Source organism: Collinsella sp. 4_8_47FAA, assembly GCF_000763055.1.
In the GTDB taxonomy this organism is placed as follows: domain Bacteria; phylum Actinomycetota; class Coriobacteriia; order Coriobacteriales; family Coriobacteriaceae; genus Collinsella.
Genome location: NZ_KN214135.1, coordinates 277,929 through 300,771, shown reverse-complemented (window position 1 = coordinate 300,771; position 22,843 = coordinate 277,929). Strand labels below are relative to the sequence as shown.

27 protein-coding genes and 2 pseudogenes are annotated in these 22,843 nt (G+C 60.7%); 28 read left to right on the top strand and 1 reads right to left on the bottom strand.

All coding sequences use genetic code 11. The features are described 5' to 3' along the window. Positions 1-82 precede the first annotated feature (82 nt). Positions 83-859, bottom strand: a complete 777-nt coding sequence (locus tag HMPREF9463_RS10425; protein WP_052044081.1) for a biotin--[acetyl-CoA-carboxylase] ligase — start codon at positions 857-859, stop codon at positions 83-85. Positions 860-1,035: 176 nt separating this feature from the next. On the opposite strand from HMPREF9463_RS10425, the gene HMPREF9463_RS04690 reads away from it, so the two are divergent. The 28 genes and pseudogenes from HMPREF9463_RS04690 to HMPREF9463_RS11105 all read left to right on the top strand — a co-directional run. Continuing rightward, positions 1,036-1,995 (top strand): 3-oxoacyl-ACP synthase III family protein, encoded by a 960-nt coding sequence (locus tag HMPREF9463_RS04690; protein WP_035137501.1) that lies wholly within the window; start codon positions 1,036-1,038, stop codon positions 1,993-1,995. 51 nt (positions 1,996-2,046) lie between these two features. After that, positions 2,047-2,283 carry an acyl carrier protein gene (locus HMPREF9463_RS04685; RefSeq protein WP_006235019.1) on the top strand — a complete coding sequence of 79 codons (237 nt, stop codon included), beginning with the start codon at positions 2,047-2,049 and terminating at the stop codon, positions 2,281-2,283. Between the two features lie 2 nt (positions 2,284-2,285). Continuing rightward, positions 2,286-3,230: an enoyl-[acyl-carrier-protein] reductase FabK gene (gene fabK, locus HMPREF9463_RS04680; RefSeq protein WP_035137499.1), complete on the top strand. Its 945-nt coding sequence runs from the start codon at positions 2,286-2,288 to the stop codon at positions 3,228-3,230. After that, positions 3,218-4,144 carry an ACP S-malonyltransferase gene (locus HMPREF9463_RS04675; RefSeq protein WP_035137496.1) on the top strand — a complete coding sequence of 309 codons (927 nt, stop codon included), beginning with the start codon at positions 3,218-3,220 and terminating at the stop codon, positions 4,142-4,144. The genes fabK and HMPREF9463_RS04675 overlap by 13 nt, the downstream gene beginning before the upstream one ends. A 30-nt stretch (positions 4,145-4,174) precedes the next feature. Then, on the top strand, positions 4,175-4,948 hold the full coding sequence (gene fabG, locus HMPREF9463_RS04670; protein WP_052044080.1) for a 3-oxoacyl-[acyl-carrier-protein] reductase: 774 nt from the start codon (positions 4,175-4,177) through the stop codon (positions 4,946-4,948). A gap of 39 nt (positions 4,949-4,987) precedes the next feature. Beyond that, positions 4,988-6,235, top strand: coding sequence for a beta-ketoacyl-ACP synthase II (fabF, locus tag HMPREF9463_RS04665; RefSeq protein ID WP_035137495.1), 1,248 nt, complete (start codon positions 4,988-4,990; stop codon positions 6,233-6,235). Positions 6,236-6,238: 3 nt separating this feature from the next. Further along, positions 6,239-6,712 carry an acetyl-CoA carboxylase biotin carboxyl carrier protein gene (gene accB, locus HMPREF9463_RS04660; protein WP_022094191.1) on the top strand — a complete coding sequence of 158 codons (474 nt, stop codon included), beginning with the start codon at positions 6,239-6,241 and terminating at the stop codon, positions 6,710-6,712. A 9-nt stretch (positions 6,713-6,721) separates the two neighbouring features. Then, positions 6,722-7,144 carry a 3-hydroxyacyl-ACP dehydratase FabZ gene (fabZ, locus tag HMPREF9463_RS04655; protein WP_035137493.1) on the top strand — a complete coding sequence of 141 codons (423 nt, stop codon included), beginning with the start codon at positions 6,722-6,724 and terminating at the stop codon, positions 7,142-7,144. Between the two features lie 10 nt (positions 7,145-7,154). Further along, positions 7,155-8,498 (top strand): acetyl-CoA carboxylase biotin carboxylase subunit, encoded by a 1,344-nt coding sequence (locus HMPREF9463_RS04650; protein ID WP_035137491.1) that lies wholly within the window; start codon positions 7,155-7,157, stop codon positions 8,496-8,498. Continuing rightward, the gene (gene accD, locus HMPREF9463_RS04645; protein ID WP_232219753.1) at positions 8,491-10,209 is read left to right on the top strand and encodes an acetyl-CoA carboxylase, carboxyltransferase subunit beta; all 1,719 of its coding nucleotides are present in this window, start codon (positions 8,491-8,493) and stop codon (positions 10,207-10,209) included. Before HMPREF9463_RS04650 ends, accD begins: the two co-directional genes overlap by 8 nt. Positions 10,210-10,249: 40 nt before the next feature. Continuing rightward, the gene (locus HMPREF9463_RS04640; protein WP_052044078.1) at positions 10,250-11,464 is read left to right on the top strand and encodes a hypothetical protein; all 1,215 of its coding nucleotides are present in this window, start codon (positions 10,250-10,252) and stop codon (positions 11,462-11,464) included. Positions 11,465-11,614: 150 nt separating this feature from the next. Next, entirely contained in the window at positions 11,615-12,769 is a 1,155-nt protein-coding gene (locus HMPREF9463_RS04635; RefSeq protein ID WP_035137486.1) for a cation diffusion facilitator family transporter, read from the top strand. Between the two features lie 39 nt (positions 12,770-12,808). Continuing rightward, a complete protein-coding gene (locus tag HMPREF9463_RS04630; RefSeq protein WP_052044077.1) occupies positions 12,809-13,435 on the top strand; it encodes a histidine phosphatase family protein in 627 nt (208 codons plus the stop codon). A gap of 459 nt (positions 13,436-13,894) precedes the next feature. Then, positions 13,895-14,515, top strand: coding sequence for a 50S ribosomal protein L3 (rplC, locus tag HMPREF9463_RS04625; RefSeq protein ID WP_035137484.1), 621 nt, complete (start codon positions 13,895-13,897; stop codon positions 14,513-14,515). A gap of 46 nt (positions 14,516-14,561) precedes the next feature. Then, complete coding sequence (gene rplD / locus HMPREF9463_RS04620; RefSeq protein ID WP_006235032.1) at positions 14,562-15,188, top strand: 50S ribosomal protein L4; 627 nt, start codon at positions 14,562-14,564, stop codon at positions 15,186-15,188. After that, the gene (rplW, locus tag HMPREF9463_RS04615) at positions 15,189-15,476 is read left to right on the top strand and encodes a 50S ribosomal protein L23 (protein WP_022094197.1); all 288 of its coding nucleotides are present in this window, start codon (positions 15,189-15,191) and stop codon (positions 15,474-15,476) included. A 179-nt stretch (positions 15,477-15,655) separates the two neighbouring features. After that, the gene (rplB, locus tag HMPREF9463_RS04610) at positions 15,656-16,486 is read left to right on the top strand and encodes a 50S ribosomal protein L2 (protein ID WP_022094198.1); all 831 of its coding nucleotides are present in this window, start codon (positions 15,656-15,658) and stop codon (positions 16,484-16,486) included. 32 nt (positions 16,487-16,518) lie between these two features. Continuing rightward, positions 16,519-16,779 carry a 30S ribosomal protein S19 gene (rpsS, locus tag HMPREF9463_RS04605; RefSeq protein ID WP_006235035.1) on the top strand — a complete coding sequence of 87 codons (261 nt, stop codon included), beginning with the start codon at positions 16,519-16,521 and terminating at the stop codon, positions 16,777-16,779. Between the two features lie 14 nt (positions 16,780-16,793). Beyond that, entirely contained in the window at positions 16,794-17,165 is a 372-nt protein-coding gene (gene rplV, locus HMPREF9463_RS04600; protein WP_006235036.1) for a 50S ribosomal protein L22, read from the top strand. Between the two features lie 6 nt (positions 17,166-17,171). Then, complete coding sequence (gene rpsC / locus HMPREF9463_RS04595; protein ID WP_006235037.1) at positions 17,172-17,882, top strand: 30S ribosomal protein S3; 711 nt, start codon at positions 17,172-17,174, stop codon at positions 17,880-17,882. Continuing rightward, positions 17,882-18,277: pseudogene (rplP, locus tag HMPREF9463_RS04590) on the top strand (50S ribosomal protein L16); the annotation flags it as partial. The gene rpsC and the pseudogene rplP, both read left to right, overlap by 1 nt. A gap of 107 nt (positions 18,278-18,384) precedes the next feature. Beyond that, positions 18,385-18,600, top strand: coding sequence for a 50S ribosomal protein L29 (gene rpmC / locus HMPREF9463_RS04585; RefSeq protein WP_006235039.1), 216 nt, complete (start codon positions 18,385-18,387; stop codon positions 18,598-18,600). Positions 18,601-18,616: 16 nt separating this feature from the next. Then, a complete protein-coding gene (rpsQ, locus tag HMPREF9463_RS04580) occupies positions 18,617-18,877 on the top strand; it encodes a 30S ribosomal protein S17 (RefSeq protein ID WP_006235040.1) in 261 nt (86 codons plus the stop codon). Positions 18,878-18,995: 118 nt separating this feature from the next. Further along, positions 18,996-19,364 (top strand): 50S ribosomal protein L14, encoded by a 369-nt coding sequence (rplN, locus tag HMPREF9463_RS04575; protein WP_006235041.1) that lies wholly within the window; start codon positions 18,996-18,998, stop codon positions 19,362-19,364. A gap of 13 nt (positions 19,365-19,377) precedes the next feature. Beyond that, on the top strand, positions 19,378-19,683 hold the full coding sequence (rplX, locus tag HMPREF9463_RS04570) for a 50S ribosomal protein L24 (RefSeq protein ID WP_006235043.1): 306 nt from the start codon (positions 19,378-19,380) through the stop codon (positions 19,681-19,683). A 572-nt stretch (positions 19,684-20,255) separates the two neighbouring features. Continuing rightward, positions 20,256-21,335, top strand: a complete 1,080-nt coding sequence (locus HMPREF9463_RS04565; RefSeq protein WP_084591779.1) for a Gfo/Idh/MocA family protein — start codon at positions 20,256-20,258, stop codon at positions 21,333-21,335. Between the two features lie 3 nt (positions 21,336-21,338). Then, entirely contained in the window at positions 21,339-22,085 is a 747-nt protein-coding gene (locus tag HMPREF9463_RS04560) for a DeoR/GlpR family DNA-binding transcription regulator (RefSeq protein ID WP_035137481.1), read from the top strand. 460 nt (positions 22,086-22,545) lie between these two features. Then, positions 22,546-22,843: pseudogene (locus HMPREF9463_RS11105) on the top strand (helix-turn-helix domain-containing protein); the annotation flags it as partial.

The window sequence follows — 22,843 nt, the reverse complement described above, 5'->3', positions numbered from 1 at the left end:
CATTACGGTAGCGGGGCTCTTTTGTTTTGAGTTTAGATTTTGGGATAGCGAATTCGTCTGCCGAGCCGGCGGCTGCGGCGCCCTATTCGCTCAGGGGGCGCAAGGATGCTTCTTCGAAGTGGAAGACGCACAAGCCGCTCTCGGTCTCAATGCATGCGCGGCCGCAATCGTCGACCGTTCTAAATATGCCTCGTGCCAGCTCGTCTCCAGCGGGGGAGCGGGCGATAACGTGCTTCCCGATCCAATTGAGGTGAGCGATATATTCGTCGTGGACGGGCGCGAGCGGACCGGCGTCTTCTTCCTTGGCGTTGAGGCGCTCTGCCCAGGTATCTACAGCGTCTATAACTGCGTGATAGACCTCATCGAGGAGCATGTCGACGGCGGGAACGCTCTCGTTGAGGTCCGAGAGGCCAATTGCCGCCAGGCCGCCATCGGGCACCTCTTGGGGCGTGTAGTTTACGTTGACACCAATGCCGCAGACGGCGAAAGGTTTGCCTTCGTTATCGCGTGCGGCCTCGACCAGAATGCCGCCGAGCTTGCGTCCTCGCGCGACCAGGTCGTTGGGCCATTTGAGGCCAATCTCGTTTGCAAGACCCTGCTTTTCGAGTGCTTCGAGCACCGCTAGGCCGCTGACGGCGGCAAGACCAGAGTACTTTGCGGGATTAACGCATGGACGCAGGACAATCGAAAGCAATAGGTTGCCGGCGGTTGAATCCCACTTGTGGCCGCGCCGGCCGCGTCCTGCCGTTTGCGCGCGGGCGGCAAGTCCTGTGCCGTGCGGCGCACCCTGTTTTCCTGCCTCGAGCAGGTCATCGTTGGTCGATCCGGTTACGTCGACAATCGTTAATTGGGCATCCATAGCGGCTGCTACCTCCTTATTGAATAAGTGAATGACGCAATGGTGTCGAGAGATAGACACAATGTGAAGCCTTTGTCGCATTTGGACAATTTAATGTTAACACGTCAACAAAGACTGAAATGCGTTATCCTCTCTTGGTCGATGTAAACACGTCAACAACTCAAAGGAGGTTAGTGATGGGTTTCACGATTCTTGGAACAGGCTCGGCGCTTCCTGAACGCAGTGTTTCCAATGACGAGCTGTCTGAGTTCCTCGATACCTCGGATGAGTGGATTTTTACCCGCACGGGTATCAAGAGCCGCCACGTCTGCACCACCGAGTCACTTGACGACCTTGCCGTAGCGGCGAGCGAGCGGGCACTCCAGGTGTCCGGAATCGACGCGAGCCAGCTGGATCTGATCGTCTGCTCGACGACGACGGGTGACCACCTTGTTCCCGCTGAGGCGTGTGCCGTTGCTGAGCGACTAGGCGCGACGTGCCCTGCCTTCGATGTCTCGGCGGCTTGTGCCGGCTTCGTATTTGCGCTCGATGTCGCCGAGGGCTATATCGCTCGCAGCCGTGCCGAGCGCGTGCTTGTTGTTGCTGCCGAGCAGATGACGCGCGCGCTCGACTGGACCGACCGTGCCACCTGCGTGCTTTTTGGCGATGGGGCAGGCGCCGCAGTGATTGAAGCTGGGGGAGACAACCCCCTTGCCGTTGAGCTTTTGACGGCGCCCGACGTCGAGACGTTACGCGTTCCCGGTCTGGTCGGTACCTCGCCGTTTAAGGGTTCCGCAGATAGCGCGAGCGTGCTGTCCATGAATGGCCGCCGCGTGTTCAAGTTCGGCGTCAACGCCATCTGCGACACGGTCCATAAGCTTGCGATCGATGCGGGCATTTTGGTCGAAGACATCGATCATTTTGTATTCCATCAGGCTAACGAACGAATCCTGAGCCAGGCGGTCAAGCGCCTGGGCGTGCCGGACGAGCGCGTGGTTCGCACGTTGCGTGAAACCGGCAACATCTCGAGCGCATGCATTCCGCTTGCCCTCGACCGGCTGGCAAACGCCGGTGCACTTCACACAGGCGACACCATCGCCTTGGTTGGATTTGGCGCCAGTCTGGATATAGGTGGCTATCTGCTTCGTTGGAAGTAGTCGCACATAGGAAATAAAAACGCCCTAGGGCACAACCAAAGGAGAACTACCATGGCAGATCAGAAGACCTTCGAGCGCGTTTGCGACGTTATCCGCGAGACCGCCGGTCTTGACGATGTCGAGATGAAGCCCGAGTCCACGCTCGAGGAGATTGGCCTCGACAGCCTGGGTACCGTCGAGATTCTCGTCGCCGTTGAGGACGAGTTTGGCATCCAGCTTGATACCGAGGAGAACCCCAAGACGGTCGGCGAGTTCGCCGATACGGTCGAGGCGGCATTGGAGAAGTAGAGATGCTCAAGACTCCTCTCTGCGATCTGCTCGGCATCGAAAAGCCCGTGTTCCAGGGCGGTATGGCCTGGATTGCCGATGCCTCGCTGGCGTCCGCAGTGTCCGAGGCGGGTGGCTTAGGCATCATCGCGGCCATGAACGCCGACGCCAACTGGCTTCGCGACCAGATTCATAAGCTGCGCGCCAGGACGGATAAGCCCTTTGGCGTCAACGTCATGCTCATGAGCCCGTTCGCCGACGAGGTCGCCCAGGTTGTGATTGACGAGCGAGTACCGGTCGTCGTGACGGGTGCCGGCAATCCCACCAAGTACATGAAGGCGTGGAACGAGGCGGGCATCAAGGTCATCCCGGTCGTTGCCTCGGTGGCGCTGGCGCGCCTCGTGGCGCGTCGTGGGGCCACGGCGGTTGTTGCCGAGGGCACCGAATCGGGCGGCCATATTGGCGAGACCTCGACGATGGCACTGGTGCCGCAGGTCGTCGATGCGGTCGACATTCCCGTCGTGGCTGCCGGCGGTATTGCCGACGGCCGCGGCATGGCGGCCGCCTTTATGCTGGGCGCCGCCGGCGTGCAGGTGGGTACGCGCTTTCTGATCGCAGACGAGTGCACCGTATCGGAGCAGTACAAGGAGATGGTCCTGAAGGCCAACGACACCTCGACGCGTGCGACCGGCCGCTCGACGGGACACCCGGTGCGTGCCCTCAAGAGCCCCTTTACCAACGCCTACGCTAAGAGCGAGGCGGCGGGCGCAAGCGTCGAGGAGCTCGGGGCCATGGGCACGGGCGCCCTTCGCAAGGCCGCCAAGGACGGTAATTACGAAGAGGGTTCGTTTTTGTGTGGACAGATTGCCGGCATGGTTAGCGAGCGCCAGAGCGCACGTGAAATCGTTGACGACCTGGTCGATGGCGCCGAGCGCGTCCTGAAGGGTGCGTGCGCATGGGTAGCGTAGCGTTTCTGTTTGCCGGCCAGGGTGCCCAACACCCCGCGATGGGCGTCGATCTGATCGAGACATCGCCGGCGGCCGCCGAGGTGTTCGCCATTGCCGACGAGGTGCGCCCGGGGACCAGCGAGCAATGCCGGAGTGCCTCCAAGGAGGAGCTCTCGCAGACCGAGAACACGCAGCCGTGCGTGTTCGTTCACGACCTAGCAGCGGCTGCCGCCCTGCGTGAGCGCGGCGTGGTACCTGCCGCCTGTGCGGGATTCTCGCTAGGCGAGGTCGCCGCGCTCACCTTTGCGGGGGCGTTCGATACGCGAGCGGGCTTTGAGCTCGTGTGCGAGCGCGCGGCGCTGATGGCCGCGGCTGCCGAGCGCCATCCGGGCGGCATGCGCGCCGTCATCAAGCTTGATGCGGCGCAAGTCGAGAACCTGGCTGCGCAGGCCGGCGAGGACTGCTGGCCGGTCAACTACAACAGTCCGCAGCAGACGGTTGTTGCCGGAGCGCCCGAGGCGCTGCAGGAGCTCGACGCCTTGGTAAAAGAGGCTGGTGGCCGGGCCATGAAGGTCGCGGTGTCGGGTGCATTCCATAGCCCCTATATGGCCGAGGCGACTGAGGGTCTGGCGACGTATATCCAAGCCGGCCACGCGCCGTCTCCGCTGCTGATTCCGGTGATGGCAAACATGACGGCGGCGCCCTATCCGGCGGACCCGCGAGTGACATCGGGTGTCTTGGCCAACCAGGTGAGTCATGCCGTTCGCTGGGTCGACACGCTGCATGCTCTGCAGGATCAGGGCATCGACACGTTTATTGAGGTCGGCCCTGGCAAAACGCTGTCGGGCCTGGTCAAGCGTACGCTGAGCGACGTTCGCGTGTATTCGTGCGAAACGGCCGAGCAGGTCGCAGCTATTGCCGACGAGCTCGCATAGTCCACAGGGCTGTAACCCGAAAGGAATGACATGGGCAACTTGAACAACGGCGCGCTCGAGCGCAACGACTCACGTCGCGTGGCACTGGTCACGGGCGGATCGCGTGGTATCGGCCGCGCCTGCGCTGTCGGTCTGGCGGAGGACGGCTTTGATATCGCTGTCGTCTATGCCGGCAGCGTCGATGCGGCGCGCGAGACGTGCGAAGCCTGCGAGGCGGCTGGCGCCGCGGCACGCGCATATCAATGCGACGTGGCCGACCCCGCTGCCGTCAACGCGTGCGTGGAAGCGGTCCTCAACGACTTTGGCTCCATTTGGGCGCTCGTCAACAACGCTGGCATCACCCGCGATGGCCTGCTCATGCGTATGGGCGATGATGCTTTCGATCGCGTGCTCGATGTCAATCTCAAGGGAACATTCAATATGACGCGCGCGCTCACCAAGACCTTTATGCGACAGCGCGGCGGTTGCGTCGTCAACATGAGCTCTGTTGTGGGCCTGATGGGCAATGCCGGGCAGGCCAACTACGCTGCCTCCAAGGCGGGCGTGATCGGCCTGACCAAGGCGGTGGCGCGCGAGCTTGCGCCCCGCGGCGTACGAGTGAACGCGGTCGCACCCGGGTTTGTCGAGACCGATATGACGGCAAAGCTATCGGATAAGGTGCGTGCGGCGTGCGAGGAGCAGATTCCCCTGAGGCGCATGGCGCGCCCCGAGGAAGTGGCCGGCGTGGTGCGCTTTTTGGCGAGTGATGCGGCTGCCTACATTACGGGCGAGGTCGTGCGCGTCGACGGCGGAATGGCGATGTAGAAACCAGGGCCGAACAACGGCTTGAATGAGGAGACCATGATGGAACAGAGAGTTGCAATCACCGGCATCGGTGCCGTATCGCCGCTCGGCAACACCGCGCTTGCCACCTGGGCGGCCATGTGCGCCGGCACGTGCGGCATCGGCCCGATCACGCACTTCGATACTGATGCGTTTGCCGTCAAGGTGGCAGCCGAGGTCAAGGGCTTTGACGGCAACGAGTACTTTGGCAAGCGTGACGCCAAGCATCTCGACCCCTGCGTTCAGTTTGCGATGGCGGCTTCGGACGAAGCCATGCACGATGCGGGCTTTGATGTCGAAGGCGCCATCGATCGCGAGCGCCTGGGCGTCTACGTGGGCTCGGGCGTGGGCGGCATGACGACGCTCGTCGACAACGTCCATACGATTGCCGAACGTGGGCCCCGCCGCGCATCGCCCTATATGATCGCGATGATGATTCCCAACATGGCATCGGGCAATATCGCAATCCGCCACAAGGCAAAGGGCCCGACCCTGCCCGTGGTGACCGCGTGCGCAACCTCGGCCCATGCGGTGGGCGAGGCGTTCCGCGCCATCAAGCACGGCTATGCCGACGCGATCCTCGCGGGCGGCGCCGAGGCCGCAATCATCCCCGATGCCGTTGCGGGCTTTACATCCTGCCGTGCTCTCACCACTAATCCTGACCCGTCGACGGCTTGCCGCCCGTTCGATGCAGACCGCGACGGCTTTGTGATGGGCGAGGGCGCCTGCGTGCTGGTTCTCGAGGGCATGGAGCATGCGCAGGCGCGCGGTGCGCACATTTATGCCGAGGTCGTGGGCTACGGCAACACCGATGATGCCTATCACATCACGAGCCCCGATCCCGAGGCTGCCGGCATTGCCCGCGCGATATCGCTGGCGGTGGCTGAGGGCGACGTTAAGCCTTCCGAGGGCCTCTACATCAATGCCCACGGCACATCTACCAAGCTCAACGATTCGTCCGAGACGGCTGGCATTAAGCGTGCGCTCGGCGAGGACGCGGCGCGCGCCGCGCACGTCTCGTCGACTAAGTCGATGACCGGCCACATGATCGGTGCCACGGGCGCCATCGAGGTCATGGCCTGCGCCATGGCGCTCGAGCAGGGCGTGGTGCCGCCGACCATTAACTACCACACGCCCGATTCCGCCTGCGATCTTGACTACACGCCCAATCGCGCGGTTCGCGCCGACCTTACCTGGGCGCTTTCGACCAACCTGGGCTTTGGCGGACACAACGCCGCCATCGCGCTGCGTAGATATACGAGGAGCTAGAGCATGGATTCCAAAAGACTTGCCGAGATAGCCGATGTTATGGAGGACCGCGGCCTCACGCGCGTGCGCGTTGAGGAGCCCGATGGCACCGCGGTCGAACTCGAGCGCGCGAGCGCCGCACAGCCGGTTGCCGTGCCCATGCCCATGCCGAGCGCTATGGCCGCTCCAGTTGCAGCTCCCACAGTCGCGCCTGCCGCACCGGAGCCCGCCGCGCAGACACCTGCCGCCGCACCGGAGCCCAAGGGCACCGAGGTGACCGCTCCCATGGTCGGCGTTTTCTATGCTGCCCCGGCGCCGGGCGACGAACCGTTTGTGCACGTGGGCTCCAAGGTCAAGGCTGGCGAGACCCTTTGCATCATCGAGGCCATGAAGGTTCTCAACGAGGTGACGGCAGAGGCGGATGGCGAGGTGCTCGAGATCTGCGTGGCCGACGGCGACCTCGTGGAGTTCGGCAGCTGCCTCATGAGGATCGGATAGGTGATATCCATGAACAAAGAAGAGCTCAAGAAGCTGTTACCGCATCGCGAGCCGATGCTTTTGCTCGACGAAGCCGAGCTGGTGGGCGACGAGACCCACGGCAAGATCACGATTACGGGCGACGAGTACTTTTTGCAGGGGCATTTTCCGGGAAACCCGGTGGTCCCCGGCGTGATTCAGTGCGAGATGCTCGCCCAAAACTGTTGCGTGCTGCTGATGGGCGATGAGGAAGCGCGCGGCGCGACGCCGTTCTACACGAGTCTGGACAAGGTGCGCTTTAAGCGTCCGGTGCGCCCGGGCGACACGGTGGATCTGGTGTGCACCATCACGCGTGTGCGCGGGCCGTTCCGCTTTGCGACGGGTACTGCGAGCGTCAACGGTGAGGTTTGCTGCCGCGCCGATATGTCTTTTGCACTCATGCACGAAAGTTAAGGAAGGCTTCATGTTCGACAAAGTGCTCATCGCCAACCGCGGCGAAGTCGCGGTCCGTGTTATTCGCGCGTGCCGCGATATGGGCATCAAAACCGTCGCCGTCTATTCCACGGCCGATGCGGACGCGCTGCACGTGCAACTTGCCGACGAGGCGTATTGCATCGGCGGCCCGCGTCTTGCCGAGAGCTACCTCAACGACGATGCCGTGCTCACCTGTGCCGTAAAGTCGGGCGCAAAGGCGATCCATCCTGGGTACGGCTTCTTTTCCGAGAAGGCGAGCTTTGTACGCGACTGCGACAAGTATGGCCTGGCTTTTGTCGGTCCTTCGGCCGAGGTGATCGACAGCATGGGCGACAAGGACGCCGCACGCCGAACGGCTGCCGCGGCGGGCGTGCCCATCGTGCCGGGCTGCGATTTGCTCAAAAGTCCCGAGGAGGCGACGGCCGAGGCCGAGCGCATTGGCTGTCCCGTGCTCATTAAGGCGCGCGCGGGCGGTGGCGGTCGCGGCATTCGCAAGGTCGAGCGCGTGGAAGATGCGGCAAAGGCGTTCATCGAGGCGCGTGCCGAGGGCGAGGCCGTTTTTGGCGACGGCGAGTGCTACATGGAGAAGTTCGTCGCGCCGGCGCATCACGTTGAGGTGCAGATTATGGCCGATAAGCAGGGCCATGTGTTTTCGCTCGGCGAGCGCGAGTGCTCGGTGCAGCGGCGCAACCAAAAGCTAATCGAGGAGAGCCCCGCGCCGTGCCTCGACGGACACGACGACATTCGTGCTCGCATGCACAAGGCAGCGCGTGACCTGGCTCGTGCCGTCGGCTACGAAGGAGCCGGTACCATCGAGTTCCTGTATTCGGACGACGGCAATTTCTACTTTATGGAAATGAACACGCGCTTGCAGGTGGAGCATCCGGTTACGGAGTTTGTGACCGATACCGACTTGGTCAAGTGGCAGCTGCGCGTGGCAGCCGGCCAGCCTCTGCCCTTTGAGCAGGAGGACATGCCGGTCCGCAACCACGCCATGGAGTGCCGCATCAATGCCGAAACGCCGGACTTTCTGCCGTCATGCGGAACGGTCACCGCGTTGCGTGTGCCGGGTGGTCCGCGCGTGCGCTGGGATTCCGCCATGTTTACCGGTGCGAAAGTTCCGCCGTACTACGACTCCATGCTTGGCAAGCTCATCGTGTGTGCGCCCACGCGTGACGGCGCCATTCGCAAGATGCGCTCGGCCCTGGGCGAGCTCGTGATTGAGGGCGTGAGCGAAAACAGCGAGCTTCAGCTCGACGTGCTGGCAAACGACGAGTTCTTGTCGGGCATGTACCACACCGATCTGATGGGGCATCTCTATGCTGATGAATAGAAAAGCGAAGACGGTCAACGTCCTCGAGGGGCCGATGACCGAGTCGTGCGCCGAGTTTCCCGCACGCCACGTGTTTATCAAGTGCCCGGAGTGCCGCCGTGTGATCGATGAGGCACGCCTGCACGACAACCTCGAGGTCTGCCCTCGTTGCGGCAAACACTTTCGCGTGAGCGGTCGCGCGCGCATGCGCATGACGGTCGACGGGGGCACGTTTGAGGAATGGGATGCCAATCTGGCGTCGGAGGACTTCCTCTCGTTTCCCGGCTATGCCGACAAGCTCAAGAGCGTGAGCGAGCGTTCGGGCGAGCGCGATGCCGTCGTGTGCGGTAGGGGTAAAATCTGCGGCTGCGATACCGCGCTCTTCTTTATGGATGCCAACTTTATGATGGGCTCGATGGGCTCCGTGGTGGGCGAGAAGATCTGTCGCACATTTGAGCGTGCGACCGAGCTGGGGCTGCCGGTCGTTGGCTTTACCGTATCGGGTGGCGCCCGCATGCAGGAGGGCGTGACCTCGCTCATGCAGATGGCCAAAATCTCTGCGGCGGTTAGGCGCCACAGCGAGGCGGGCGGCCTGTATGTCACGGTGCTCACCGACCCCACGACCGGAGGCGTAACCGCGAGCTTTGCCATGGAGGGCGACATTATCCTGGCCGAGCCCGATGCCCTGACGGCTTTTGCCGGCCCGCGCGTGATCGAGCAGAACATGCACAAACGCCTGCCCAAGGGATTCCAGCGTTCCGAGTTTTTGCTGGAGCACGGCTTTTGCGATGCCGTTGTTCCGCGTGGCGAGATTGCGCTCACGGTAGGCGAGCTGCTGGCGCTGCACGAAGGGCACGCGCCCGGCCTGGGGGCACCGCATGAGATCGTGCATACGGGTCGCCGCGGCAAAAAGCTGGGACACCTGTTTAAGCGCTCGCCGGCACCAAAAACCGCGCTCGAGATTGTCAAGCAGACCCGCTCGGCAGATCGCGCCACGGCGGGTGAGATGATCTCGCTGGGCCTGGATGGATTTGTGGAGCTGCACGGCGACCGTTACTTTGGCGACGACGCCGCTGTGGTGACTGGCATTGGCTGGAAAGACGGACGCCCCGTAACGGTTATCGCCATCGAGCGCGGCACCACGACCAAAGAGCGTATGCGCCGCAACTTTGGCATGGCGCATCCCGAGGGCTACCGCAAAGCGCGTCGCCTGATGCGCCAGGCCGAAAAGTTTGGTCGACCGGTTCTGTGCCTGGTCGATGCTTCGGGTGCGTTTTGCGGCATCGGTGCCGAGGAACGCGGTCAGGGCGAGGCCATCGCCCAGAATCTCATGGAGATGAGCGGCCTTAAGACGCCGATTGTCTCGGTGGTAATAGGCGAGGGCGGCTCTGGTGGCGCGCTGGCGCTGTCCGTGGCCGACCGCATCCTGATGCTCTCGAGCTCGGCCTATTCGGTCGTGAGCCCCGAGGCCTGTGCGTCGATTCTGTGGAAGGATACCGAGCGCGCGAATGAGGCCGCCGAAGCGCTTAAGCTCACGGCCCCCGATCTGTTGGCGCTCGGCATCATCGACGGCATTGTTGATGATAGGGGCCTGTCGCATGAGGAGATCGCCGGTGCCGTCATGTCCTCGGCATTTGATGCCTTCGATACGCTTGGGCGGCTCGACGACGCGACCCTCACAAACCTCCGCTACGAAAAGTACCGCGCAATCGGTCAGTATCGCACGATGTGACAAAGGGACAGTCCGCATGTCACATTGGGAAAGGGTTCCTGTGTCACAAGTTTCTAACACCTCGTTTACAACGACGGTCTCATCAAACGCCATGGCCGTGGTGGACTATCTGTCCAAAAGCATGATGTCGGCGTTACCGTTTATTGTCTGCGCGGCGTTGTTCCGCACCGTCGCCGTCATTATGGGCGAAGGCATGCTGGGCCTATGGTCTGCCGATTCCGAAATCTATCGCCTGTTCTACAGTTGGCTCTATAACGCCGGCTACTACTTTTTGCCCATTTATCTTGGTTGGGCGGCCGCCCGCCAGCTCGGTTGCTCGGAGCAGCTGGGCATGATGCTGGGCGGCGTATTGATTGCGCCCGATCTGCTTAAGCTCGTCGATGCCGCATCGACGACGGGGGCATCGATGACTTCCGTGTATGGTCTGCTTCCTGCGCCGGTCAACGATTACACGACGACTGTTATTCCGGTTCTCATCTCGGTGCCTGTGCTATGGCAAGTGGAGTGTTTCTTTCGGCGCGTTATCCCTAAGGCCGTGGCGTTTTCGTTCGTTCCGTTTGCAACCATGCTTGTCATGGTTCCGGTTTCGCTGTGCATTACGGCGCCGGCGGGCAGCTATCTGGGCATGCTGTTGGGACAGCTTATGTTTATGCTTGGCAATTCCGGTGGCATCGTGTCGCTGTTCACGCTCATGGGGCTTGCCGCGGGCTGGGAGTTCCTAAAGATCGCCGGCGTCAGCAACGTTGTCCTATCGCTCGCCTATGCGCAGTTTATGAGTGTGGGAACGGATTCGTGCATTTTGATCGCTGCGACGATGGCAACGTTCGCCGTTTGGGGCATGCCTTTTGGCGCGTCGCTCCGCGTTGCGGATAAGGACGAGAAGGCGCTCATGCTGGGCTATTCGATCTCGGGTGTTCTTGGCGGCGTAAGCGAGCCGGCGCTGTACGGTTGCGGCTTTAAATATGGCAGGTGCCTGACGTGCATGGCCATTGGCGGCGCCGTCGGAGGCCTTGTTGCGGCCGTGGGCCACGTTACGGCCTATACCATCGGCATGACGAATGTCCTTATGGTCATTGGCTTTGCCACGGGCGGCATCTCGAACCTGCTGTGGTGCTGCGTTGCCGGCGGTGTGGCATTTGCGGTGTCTGCGGCGCTGAGCTACTGCTTTGGCGTGGTGCCGGCGCAGGGACAGGCGACGGAGGACGGAGCCGATTCGCCCGAAACAGTGGCGAGCGCTGCTGAAGTAAGCGCATAAACCTGCGCGACAAAAGGACGATTCTTTTGTCATGCTCCAAGGCCGTGGCCCGCGCGGGCTGCGGCCTCTTTGTATCTGGGAGACAAAGTGGCTACACTACAATCCGTTTGAGCAATAGATATATAGGTAGTGCCGTGGGGGCGGATGTAGATGGTCGAGTGGATTGTTAAGCGCGCACAGGGCGACCGTGCGCGCGTGGGCACGTTGACGGGCGTGGTGTGTATTCTCGCCAATGTTGCGCTTTGTGCTGCGAAGGGCGCAATCGGTGTGGTTTCGGGATCGGTTTCGATTGTGGCGGATGCCATGAACAACCTGTCCGATGCCAGCTCGAATATCGTGAGCGTGCTGGGCTTTAAGCTGGCGAGCAAGCCCGCCGACCCCGAGCATCCATACGGCCATGGTCGCTACGAGTACCTCTCGGGTCTTGTCGTGGCGGCGCTCGTGCTTCTCATTGGCCTTGAACTGGTGAAGTCCTCGTTTGAGCGTATCATCCACCCCGAACCTGTCGAGTTCTCGCTTGCCCTGGTGGCAGTCCTGGCGCTTTCGATGGTTGTTAAGCTGTGGATGGCGGCGCTCAACCAAAAGCTCGGCGACCGTATCGAGTCCGAGACACTGCATGCGACTGCCCAGGATTCCAAGAACGATGTTCTTGCCACAGGCGCCGTGCTGGCATGTGCAATTGTTTCGCAGGTGACGCACATCAATCTTGACGCATGGGTCGGACTTGCCGTTGGCGCCTATATTGGCTGGAGCGGCTTTGAACTTATTCAAGATACGGTGAGCCCGCTTTTGGGTCAGTCGCCCGATCCTAAGCTGGTCAAGCACATTCGAGACAAGATCATGAGCTATCCCGGCGTTTTGGGAGTTCACGATTTGATGGTTCACGACTACGGCCCGGGCAGGAAGTTCGCAAGCGCTCACGCCGAGATGGCAGCCGAGGCCAGCCCGCTGGAAAGTCACGACACGCTCGATAACATCGAGCAGTCGTTTAGGAACGAAGACGGCATGATTGTCACACTTCACTACGACCCCATCGTGACCGACGATCCAAAGGTGGCGAGCATGCGCTTGCGCATCAACGCTATGGCTCAAGAGATCGATAGCCGCCTTTCGATTCATGATTTGCGCTGTGTGCCGGGCCCCACGCACACCAACGTGATCTTTGACTGCGTGCGTCCCTCGGATCTGCAGATGAGTGCCGAAGACTTAAAGCACGCGCTGGCACAACGGGTCGAATCGGAATACCCCAGGTCGATTGCCAAGATTACGATCGACGAAGACTACGTAGGACATACCCACGAGTAAGGCTGTGCCGGCAAAGCAGGTTATGCAGAAGGGGAGAGCATGAAGAAGCTGTATCTACTCCGCCACGGTCAGACGGAGTTCAACGTCAAAAAGCTGGTCCAGGGCCGCTGCGATTCGCCGCTGACCGACCTGGGCCGTCAGCAGGCACGGGTGGCAGCCGCATGGCTCAAAGCCCACAACGTCGTTCCCGACAAGGTGGTCTCCTCCCCTTTGGGCCGAGCCATGGACACGGCAAGTCTCGTCGCAAGCGAGCTCCTTGGCCCGGACGCAGCAGTTGATCCCTGCGAAGGCATCATCGAGCGCTGCTACGGCACCTTCGAAGAAGGCCCGCACGACGCTCTACCCACCGACGTCTGGGATCCAGGCGAGGACCTGGTCCCCTTCGGAGGAGAAGGAAGCCGCGCGCTGCAAGAGCGCATGGTAGACACCCTCACCAATCTCATGGGCGCCGAGGGCATAGAAACCCTCCTAGCAGTAAGCCACGGCAGCGCCAGCCGCCAATTCATCAAGGCTGCAGCCCCAGAGGACTTTGAGCTCCCAACAAAACTCCCCAACTGCGCCATCATGATCTTCGATTTCGATGAGGAAAAGTCGGGAGAAGAGGGCGACACGTCTCAATCCAAGTTCACCTTGCAGCAAATCATCGATCCCCAACAAAGTCATTAGCCTGAGCGAGCAAGGTTTAGCAGACATCAACGTGTCGTCTCCCGAGCTTTGGCGGAGGGGCGGGGCCGAGAGTAGTTAAGGTTGTCGCGAGTTCCGCACGAACAGGAGAGCACTTAATGTGCTCTCCGTCGTGAGCAGGACTGTAGAGCAGCAACTTTAACTACTCTCGGCCCCGCCCCTCCGCCAAAGCTCGGGAGACGTGCCACGCACTTTACCTGCGTAAACAATGTGAGTGAAATATGAATCTCGATGGATACGCCCGCAGCCGTGTATACTAAACAGCTGTGTGAAACCAGGGGAGTATTCTGGCTGGACAAAATGCCTGCTTAATAGGGTTGTCAGGTAGTCCGGGCGAAATACAAGGCTGGGGAGCACGTCGTGTAAGTAGTGGTCCTCTAGGGGCGTACGCTCGGTGGTGTACGCATTGTCCCAAGACCACGCGAGAGTTGGGATCATATCTTGATCAGCATGATTCTCGGCCGCAAGATTGGCATGACCCAGGTTTGGGACGAGGACGACAACGTCGTTCCCGTCACGGTCATCCAGGCTGGCCCCTGCGCTGTCTCGCAGGTTAAAACTCAGGCAACCGACGGCTATGACGCCGTCCAGATCGGTTTCGGCGACATCAAGGCCAAGAACGTGAACAAGCCCATGGCTGGTCACTTCGCCAAGGCTGGCGTCGAGCCTGTCCGCTTCCTTCGTGAGGTCCGCGTCGAGAACGGCGAGGAGCACAAGGTCGGCGAGGTCGTCACCGTCGCTGATTTCGCTGATGTCGAGAAGGTCGACGTCATCGGTACCTCCAAGGGTAAAGGCTTCCAGGGTCGCATCAAGCGCTGGGGTCAGCGCCGCGGTCCTATGACGCATGGTTCTCACTTCCAGCGTCACCCCGGTTCTATCGGTCAGTGCGCCTATCCTGCGCGCGTCCTCAAGGGCGTTAAGATGGCCGGTCACATGGGTAACGAGCGCGTTACCGTCAAGAACCTTTCCGTTGTCCGCATCGATGCCGAGCAGAACCTCATCTTGGTCAAGGGCGCTGTCCCGGGTGCCAAGAATGGTCTCGTCGCCATCCGTATGGCCTAAGGGCCCAGCCCATTTAGCCCAGCGTCATACCAAGGAGAACACTTAAATGGCAAAGTTTGAAGTAAAGAACAGCGAGGGCAAGAAGGTCGCCGAGGCCGAGCTCGCCGCTGAGGTGTACGGCATCGAGCCGAACATCCACGTTATGCACCACATCGTCAAGTGCCAGATGGCCTCTTGGCGTCAGGGCACCCAGTCTGCTAAGGGTCGCTCTGAGGTTTCCGGTGGCGGCAAGAAGCCTTGGCGTCAGAAGGGCACCGGCCGTGCCCGCCAGGGTTCCATCCGTGCTGCCCAGTGGCGTCACGGTGGCGTCGTCTTCGCCCCCAAGCCCCGTTCCTACGCTAAGCGTATGAACAACAAGGAGGTCAAGCTGGCTATGCGTTCCGCGCTGTCCGCCAAGCTGGCCGATGGCGAGCTCGTGCTCGTCGACGACTACGGCTTCGAGAAGCCTTCCACCAAGGCTGCCGTCGCCATGCTCAAGGCTCTCGGCCTTGAGGGCAAGCGTCTGACCATCATCGTTCGCGATGAGGACGTCAACGCCTACCTGTCGTTCCGCAACATTCCCAAGACGTTCATCATCACCGCTGACGAGGCCAACACCTACGATCTCGTCAACAACAACGCTGTGCTGATGCCCGCCGACATCGCCGCTCACTTCGGGGAGGTGCTTGCATAAATGACCGCCCACGAGATCATCATCCGTCCGATCGTGTCCGAGCGTTCCTTCTCCGGCATGGAGCTGAACAAGTACACGTTCGAGGTCGCCAAGGATGCTAACAAGTATCAGATCAAGGACGCTGTCGAGGAGATCTTCGGCGTCAAGGTCGTTCGCGTGAACACCCTGACGGTCAAGCCCAAGACCAAGCGCGTGCGCTATGTCGCCGGCAAGACCCGTTCTTGGAAGAAGGCCATCGTCACGCTGGCCGAGGGCGACACCATCGAGGTCTTTGGCAACCAGGCCTAAGACTCGCTGCTGTTGAGTGAGCTCATGCCTCCCAAATAGGGGAGGCGGGAGCTCAAGGTTTTGGGCGTATAAAATGGACACGCCCGGAACCGTGTATACGTCCGGTGTCATCGCACCCGAGGCAGAACCTCGAATCCCTGTCTGCGATGGCTAACGGATTCCTATTGAAAGGGATTGTAATGGCTGTAAAGCACCTTAAGCCGACCTCCGCTGGTAGGCGTTGGCAGACGATCTCCGACTTCTCCGAGATCACCTGCACCAAGCCCGAGAAGTCTCTTCTCGAGCCCCTGCCCAAGAAGGCCGGTCGTAACAACAACGGCCGCATCACCACCCGCCACCAGGGCGGCGGCGTGAAGCGTCGTTACCGCGTGATCGACTTCAAGCGCAACAAGGACGGCGTGCCCGCCAAGGTTGCCACGATCGAGTACGATCCGAACCGTTCCGCTCGCATCGCTCTGCTGCACTACGCTGACGGTGAGAAGCGCTACATCCTGGCCCCCAAGGGCCTCGAGGTCGGTCAGACCATCATGTCCGGTTCTGACGCCGACATCAAGCCGGGCAACGCTCTGCCCCTCGCCGACATCCCCGTCGGTACGCTCATCCACGCCGTCGAGTTCCAGCCGGGCAAGGGCGCTGCTATCGCCCGTTCCGCCGGTAACTCCTGCCAGCTGATGGGTAAGGAGGGCAAGTACGCTATCGTCCGTATGCCTTCCTCCGAGATGCGCCGCATCCTCGTTACCTGCCGCGCCACCGTCGGTGAGGTCGGCAACGCCGATCACTCCAACATCGTCATCGGCAAGGCCGGCCGTAAGCGTCACATGAACGTGCGCCCGACCGTCCGCGGTACCGTCATGAACCCTGTCGACCACCCGCACGGCGGTGGCGAGGGCAAGAACCACACCTCTGGTCGTCCCTCCGTTACCCCCTGGGGTAAGCCGACGAAGGGCCTTCGTACGCGCAAGAAGAAGAAGGTCTCGAACCAGCACATCATTCGTCGCCGTAAGAAGTAATTTCGGATACCGAGTTTTAGGAGAAAGCACTTATGAGCAGAAGTCTCAAAAAGGGCCCGTTCGTGGAGACTCGCCTTCTCTCGCGTATCACCGCGATGAACGAGGCTGGCAAGAAGGACGTCGTGAAGACCTGGTCCCGCGCGTCCACCATCTTCCCCGAGATGGTTGGTCACACCATCGCCGTCCACGACGGCCGCAAGCATGTGCCCGTGTATGTTACCGAGTCCATGGTTGGTCACAAGCTCGGCGAGTTCGCGCCGACTCGTACGTTCCGTGGCCACAAGGCCAAATAGGGGGTTAACCGTAAATGGCAACTAAGTCTATTGAAACTGAGGCCACCGAGGTTCGCGCCGTCGCTAAGTACGTGCGTGTTTCCCCCAGCAAGGCCCGCCTGGTGGTCGATCTGATCCGCCGCAAGCCTGTTGCTCAGGCCTTCGACATCCTCCACTTCTGCGACCGCGCCGTCGCCGTGGATGTCGAGAAGGTTCTCCGTTCCGCCGTTGCGAACGCCGAGAACAACAACGGTCTGCGTGCCGACAACCTGGTTGTCGCCGCTGCCTATGTTGACGAGGGTCCGACGCTTAAGCGCATCCGTCCCCGCGCCAAGGGTTCCGCTTCTCGCATTCTGAAGCGTACTTCCCACATCACCGTCGTCGTTGCTCCTCGAAAGGAGGCGTAAAGCTGTATGGGTCAGAAAGTCTACCCCACCGGCTTCCGTCTTGGCATCACCGAGAACTGGCGCTCCCGCTGGTTCGCAGAGAAGGATTACGCTAAGACCCTCGGTAACGATCTCGAGATCCGCAAGTACCTCGAGAAGCGTCTTTCCCGCGCAGCTGTCTCCCGCGTCGAGATCGAGCGCGCTGGCGACAAGGTGAAGGTCATCATCCTCACCGCTCGCCCCGGCGTTGTCATCGGTAAGAAGGGTGCCGAGATCGATACCCTCCGCACCGAGCTCGAGAAGGTCGCTGGCGTCTCCAAGGGCCAGCTCTCCGTCGACGTTGTCGAGATCAAGCGTCCCGAGCTCGACGCCAACCTCGTTGCTCAGTCCATCGCTGAGCAGCTCGAGGGCCGCGTTGCCTTCCGTCGCGCTATGCGCAAGGCTGTCCAGTCCGCCCGCAAGGCCGGCGCCAAGGGCATCCGTATCCAGTGCTCCGGTCGTCTCGGCGGTGCCGAGATGGGCCGTCGTGAGTGGTACCGTGAGGGTCGCGTGCCTCTGCACACCCTCCGTGCCAAGATCGACTACGGCACGGCTGTCGCCAGCACCACCATGGGTGCCTGCGGCGTGAAGGTCTGGATCTACCTGGGCGAGAAGCTCCCGGGCCAGCCTGTTCCCAACCCTGCACTCGAGGGCTCTTCCCGTCCTCGTCGTCGTAACTCCGAGAGGAGGGGTCAGTAGTGCTTGCCCCTAAGCGTATTCTTCACCGCAAGGTGCAGCGTGGCTCCATGAAGGGCCAGGCCAAGGGTAATACCGAGCTGCATTTCGGCGAGTTTGGTATCCAGGCTCTCGAGGCCCATTGGATCACCAACCGTCAGATCGAGGCCGCTCGTATTGCCATGACCCGCTACATGAAGCGTGGCGGTCGTGTCTACATCACGATCTTCCCCGATAAGCCCATCACCAAGAAGCCTGCCGAGACTCGCATGGGTTCTGGTAAGGGTAACCCCGAGGAGTGGGTGGCCGTCGTCAAGCCCGGCCGCATCATGTTCGAGGTCAAGGGCGTGCCCGAGGAGGTCGCTCGCGAGGCTCTGCGTCTTGCACAGCACAAGCTTCCCATCAAGACCAAGATAGTTGCTGCCAAGAACGCTGAGCAGCGCATCGAGAAGGAGATGGCTGAGGAGGCCGCTCTCGAGGCCAAGTGGGCTGCTGAGGACGCCGCCGCCGCCAAGGAGGAGAACTAATGAAGCCCGCAGAGATTCGTGAGCTCTCGGACGCTCAGCTCGTTGAGAAGCTGAAGGAAATGCGCGCCGAGCTCTTTAACCTTCGTTTCCAGATGGCCACCAGCCAGCTGGACAACACCGCTCGCGTCAACACCGTGAAGAAGGACATCGCTCGCGTCCTCACGGAGCAGCGCGCCCGTGAGATCGCAGCGGAGAAGTCCGCTGTCGCCGAGTAGGACCTAAGGAGAGAACATGACTGATTCGCGTAACTCGCGTAAGGTCCGTACGGGTGTCGTTACCTCCGTCTCCGGTGCCAAGACCATTGTTGTCACCATCACCGAGCGCAAGCGTCACCCCAAGTACGGCAAGATGATGACCAGCTCCAAGAAGCTGCACGCTCACGACGAGGAGTGCACGGCTGGCGTGGGCGACACCGTCCGCGTTATGGAGACCCGTCCTATGTCCAAGATGAAGCGTTGGCGCCTCATCGAGGTCGTCGAGCGCGCTAAATAAGCAGTCGCTCTTACGACTTGTACGTTTCCGAAGATGTGCGTATGCCTGGCTTGCATACCACAGGCCGTCTAAAGGCAGCGCACCTCTCTTCGGTTCTTAGTTCGGAGGAACATCTACCATGATTCAGATGCAAACCATGCTGAACGTCGCCGACAACTCCGGCGCTCGCAAGATTCGCTGCATCAAGGTGCTTGGCGGTTCCAAGCGTCGTTATGCAGGCATCGGCGATGTGTTCATCGGTGCTGTCCAGGAGGCTACCCCTGGCGCCAACGTCAAGAAGAAGGACGTTGTCCGTTGCGTCGTCGTTCGCACCGTTAAGGAGATCCGCCGCAAGGATGGCTCCTACATTCGCTTTGATGAGAACGCCTGCGTTGTCATCAACAACGATGGTTCGCCCGTCGGCACCCGTATCTTCGGGCCTGTCGCTCGCGAGCTTCGTGACAAGAAGTACATGAAGATCGTCTCGCTCGCTCCCGAGACCCTGTAGTTAGGGGAGATATATGTATATCAAGAAGGGCGATAAGGTCCAGGTTCTCTCTGGTAAGGATCGCGGCAAGCAGGGCGTTGTCCTGCGTGCTCTCCCCGCCGAGAACAAGGTCGTTGTCGAGGGCGTTTCGGTCGTCAAGAAGGCCGTCAAGCCCAACGCTGCCAACCAGCAGGGCGGCATCGTTTCGCAGGAGGCTCCCATCGACGCCTCCAACGTCAATCTCGTTTGCCCCGAGTGCGGTAAGGTTACCCGCGTCGGTCACGAGAAGGACGGCAAGAACAAGCTGCGCGTCTGCAAGAAGTGCGGCCACAAGTTCTAAGTTGCCCGCAACATCAAGTTGCTAGCAAAGGCCCGGATGCCCCACGGCACCCGGGCCTTTTTCTATCCCCACTCATTGGGGACAGACTTAAATGAGTGTTTGCACTCATTGGGGACAGACTTAAATGACTAGTCGTTGGGGACGTTCTTAAACGGCTAGTTGATAGGGACAGTCTTTAGATTTGTATATCTGGCCATCTTGGATAGGCTTCAACGAAAGCGGCACTTAGGGACTGTCCCAAACTGCCGGCACATAGGGACGTTCCCTTTTTGCCGGCAGTTTGGGACGGTCCTTTGATGTCTGGTGCCCCCAGAGGGGTGAAGTAATACAGCTGGCTCTGTCTTTTAGGGCTATGGTGTTCCGCACCTTTCTGTTTCACAAGGATCGTTGCATGCGCATTTACGCGCATAGGCTTGCGCGATAATGCGCATAACCGCGCAAACATCTGCCAACTATGGCTAAATAATGACCGATAAGCAAATAAGCACGCAAACACGAGCAGATACGCGCGCAATTGTGCGACTATAGGGTTGTTAGAAATGAAGGACTTCCGATGACTCAGGAGGCACATCATGGCAGATTCCAAACAGGCTCCGCTCGACGCCGAGGCAGCCGCAAAGGCGGCGTTTGCCTCGGTCCAGAATCAGCCGTTCCCAAACGACATTTTTACGGCTCCCGAGCTTCGCTGGGCAGTGATCGGGTGCGGTGTTATCGCCAACCAAATGGCCCAGTCCCTCGCGCTGGCCGGCCGCAAGCTCGCGGGTGTCGCCAACCGTACGCTTTCCAAAGCCCAGGCTTTTGCCGAGCAGTATGGCGTCGAGAAGGTGTACGAGACGGTCGAGGACCTCTACGCCGATCCGGACATCGACGCCGTCTATATCACCACGCCGCACAACACGCATATCACCTACCTGCGAGCCGCTCTGGCAGCTGGTAAGCACGTGCTCTGCGAGAAGGCCATTACCCTCAATTCCGCTGAGCTCGACGAGGCGCGTGCCATCGCCGACGAGCACAACGTCGTCCTTATGGACGCCACCACGGTGCTTCACATGCCGCTGTATCAGGAGCTGCGCCGCCGCATGGATGCGGGCGACTTTGGTCGCATGAACCTCGCCCAGCTCAACTTTGGCAGCTATAAGGAGTACGGGGACCTGACCAACCGGTTCTACAACCGTAGTCTCGCCGGCGGCGCCATGCTCGACATTGGCGTGTATGCCCTGTCTGTCATGCGCCTGTTTATGGCCAGTCAACCCGTGGAGGTCGTCTCTCTGGGCAACACCTGTGAGACCGGCGTTGACGTCGCGAGTGGCATTGTCTGCCGTAACGCCGAGCAGCAGCTGGGCGTGGTGAGCCTTACGCTCCACTCCAAGCAGCCCAAGCGTTCGGTTATCAGCTTCGACAAATGCTATATCGAGGTCAACGAGTATCCGCGCGCCGACCATGCGACCATCGTGTGGACTGCGGACGGTCGCCGTGAGGAGGTCCACGCTGGCACCGAGGCATACGCTCTGTGCTACGAGATGGCCGACCTGGAGAAGGCCGTTGCCGGCGATGATTCGAAGTGCGAGCTTCTGGGCTATGCTTCTGATGTTATGGAGCTGATGACCAAGCTTCGCGCCGACTGGGGAGTCGTGTACCCCGAGGAGGAGTAAGCGATGCTAGCGGAAGATAGGCTCAACGCGATCGTGTCGATGGTGCAGCAGGCTGGCTCGGTTACCGTGCCGGAGCTTGCTGAGGCCCTGGGCGTGACGGCGTCTACCATTCGGCGCGACCTGCAGACGCTCGACCGAGCGCACCGCATCGCCAAGGTCCACGGTGGAGCGACGAGTCTTGAGCGCGCGCACGTGACGCGCGACCTAACGCTTAATGAGCGCAGCGACCTCCATAACGACGACAAGGAGCGTATCTGCGCCCGTGCGGCGGCGCTTGTGGAGCCCGAGAGCTTTGTATACATCGACTCGGGCTCGACGACCCTCAAGCTCATCGAGCATCTTCCACACCTTGAAGATGTCACCTATGTGACCGATTCCGTGCTTCATGCTCAACGCCTTGCTTTGCGCGGCATGCGTACCGTGGTGCTGGGCGGCGAGCTCAAACCCGAAACCGAGGCGCTCGTTGGCCCCGATGCCTTGGCAACCTTAGACCGCTACAACTTCAACTGTGGCTTTTGGGGCTCTAACGGCATTGCCGCCGAGCAGGGCTTCACGGCGCCCGATATCGAGGAGGCGCAAGTAAAGCGTATCTCGATGCGCCATACAGCCAAGCGCTTCGTAATCTCGGACGCCAGTAAATTTGGCATGGTGGCGCCCGTCAAGTTCGCGGACTTCCGCGACGCAACGATTATTACCGCAGGCGAGGTCCCCGCCAAGTACCGGGCAATGGACAACGTCATCACGGTCTAACAGCAGGGGACGGGCTAAGGCCAAAACCACCACAAAGGCGCCTGTCCCCATTGTGGTGGTTAGTATCGAAAACCGAGTAGTTTTCTCAATAGAAAAACGGCAACGTCCATCACGGGCGTTGCCGCTTTCGTTGTCTGCCGGTTTGTCTACGTCTGTAACAACTGGACCGTTAAAAGTGGGCTAGGTGTTACAGATTGAGATACTTCCGAACCGCGCCGTCCCTTTGTCTCAATCTGTAACATCTGGGACCGATTTTGCCGAGTTATTGTTACAGATTGAGATTTTCCCTTAAGGGGGATTTGAATGTCTCGATCTGTAACAGATAGACCGGAAAATGGGTTCTAACTGTTACAGATCGAGACGTTTTGGGACCGCGGTTGAACCATTGCGGCAAAACCACCACAAAGGTGCCTGTGAACTGCCTCCCATTTCTTGGACATCGGGAAATGGGAGGTTTTCCATGAGTATAGACCTCAGGGTGAAGCACGACCTGGAGTCCAGGAGGCGGGCCGTCGAGCTCTTCGACGCCGGCGTCGGCTGCAAGCCGGCGGCCGAGGCCCTGTCCGTCCCCCGCGAGACCGTGAGAGAATGGCAGTGGGTATACCGGGCGTTCGGAAGCGAGGCGCTGCTGTCCATGGGCGGGAAACAATCCAGGTACACATTCGAGCAGAGGGTCGCCGCGGCGTCGGCCGTGGTCGACGGCGGGATGGCGAAGGCCGACGCTATGGCCGAGTTCGGGATCAGGTCGAAGTCCCCGC

Coding starts and splice junctions, on each gene's coding strand:
- HMPREF9463_RS10425 (WP_052044081.1), bottom strand. CDS start 859: ATGGATGCCCAATTAACGATTGTCGACGTAACCGGATCGACCAACGAT.
- HMPREF9463_RS04690 (WP_035137501.1), top strand. CDS start 1,036: ATGGGTTTCACGATTCTTGGAACAGGCTCGGCGCTTCCTGAACGCAGT.
- HMPREF9463_RS04685 (WP_006235019.1), top strand. CDS start 2,047: ATGGCAGATCAGAAGACCTTCGAGCGCGTTTGCGACGTTATCCGCGAG.
- fabK (WP_035137499.1), top strand. CDS start 2,286: ATGCTCAAGACTCCTCTCTGCGATCTGCTCGGCATCGAAAAGCCCGTG.
- HMPREF9463_RS04675 (WP_035137496.1), top strand. CDS start 3,218: ATGGGTAGCGTAGCGTTTCTGTTTGCCGGCCAGGGTGCCCAACACCCC.
- fabG (WP_052044080.1), top strand. CDS start 4,175: ATGGGCAACTTGAACAACGGCGCGCTCGAGCGCAACGACTCACGTCGC.
- fabF (WP_035137495.1), top strand. CDS start 4,988: ATGGAACAGAGAGTTGCAATCACCGGCATCGGTGCCGTATCGCCGCTC.
- accB (WP_022094191.1), top strand. CDS start 6,239: ATGGATTCCAAAAGACTTGCCGAGATAGCCGATGTTATGGAGGACCGC.
- fabZ (WP_035137493.1), top strand. CDS start 6,722: ATGAACAAAGAAGAGCTCAAGAAGCTGTTACCGCATCGCGAGCCGATG.
- HMPREF9463_RS04650 (WP_035137491.1), top strand. CDS start 7,155: ATGTTCGACAAAGTGCTCATCGCCAACCGCGGCGAAGTCGCGGTCCGT.
- accD (WP_232219753.1), top strand. CDS start 8,491: ATGAATAGAAAAGCGAAGACGGTCAACGTCCTCGAGGGGCCGATGACC.
- HMPREF9463_RS04635 (WP_035137486.1), top strand. CDS start 11,615: ATGGTCGAGTGGATTGTTAAGCGCGCACAGGGCGACCGTGCGCGCGTG.
- HMPREF9463_RS04630 (WP_052044077.1), top strand. CDS start 12,809: ATGAAGAAGCTGTATCTACTCCGCCACGGTCAGACGGAGTTCAACGTC.
- rplD (WP_006235032.1), top strand. CDS start 14,562: ATGGCAAAGTTTGAAGTAAAGAACAGCGAGGGCAAGAAGGTCGCCGAG.
- rplW (WP_022094197.1), top strand. CDS start 15,189: ATGACCGCCCACGAGATCATCATCCGTCCGATCGTGTCCGAGCGTTCC.
- rplB (WP_022094198.1), top strand. CDS start 15,656: ATGGCTGTAAAGCACCTTAAGCCGACCTCCGCTGGTAGGCGTTGGCAG.
- rpsS (WP_006235035.1), top strand. CDS start 16,519: ATGAGCAGAAGTCTCAAAAAGGGCCCGTTCGTGGAGACTCGCCTTCTC.
- rplV (WP_006235036.1), top strand. CDS start 16,794: ATGGCAACTAAGTCTATTGAAACTGAGGCCACCGAGGTTCGCGCCGTC.
- rpsC (WP_006235037.1), top strand. CDS start 17,172: ATGGGTCAGAAAGTCTACCCCACCGGCTTCCGTCTTGGCATCACCGAG.
- rpmC (WP_006235039.1), top strand. CDS start 18,385: ATGAAGCCCGCAGAGATTCGTGAGCTCTCGGACGCTCAGCTCGTTGAG.
- rpsQ (WP_006235040.1), top strand. CDS start 18,617: ATGACTGATTCGCGTAACTCGCGTAAGGTCCGTACGGGTGTCGTTACC.
- rplN (WP_006235041.1), top strand. CDS start 18,996: ATGATTCAGATGCAAACCATGCTGAACGTCGCCGACAACTCCGGCGCT.
- rplX (WP_006235043.1), top strand. CDS start 19,378: ATGTATATCAAGAAGGGCGATAAGGTCCAGGTTCTCTCTGGTAAGGAT.
- HMPREF9463_RS04565 (WP_084591779.1), top strand. CDS start 20,256: ATGGCAGATTCCAAACAGGCTCCGCTCGACGCCGAGGCAGCCGCAAAG.
- HMPREF9463_RS04560 (WP_035137481.1), top strand. CDS start 21,339: ATGCTAGCGGAAGATAGGCTCAACGCGATCGTGTCGATGGTGCAGCAG.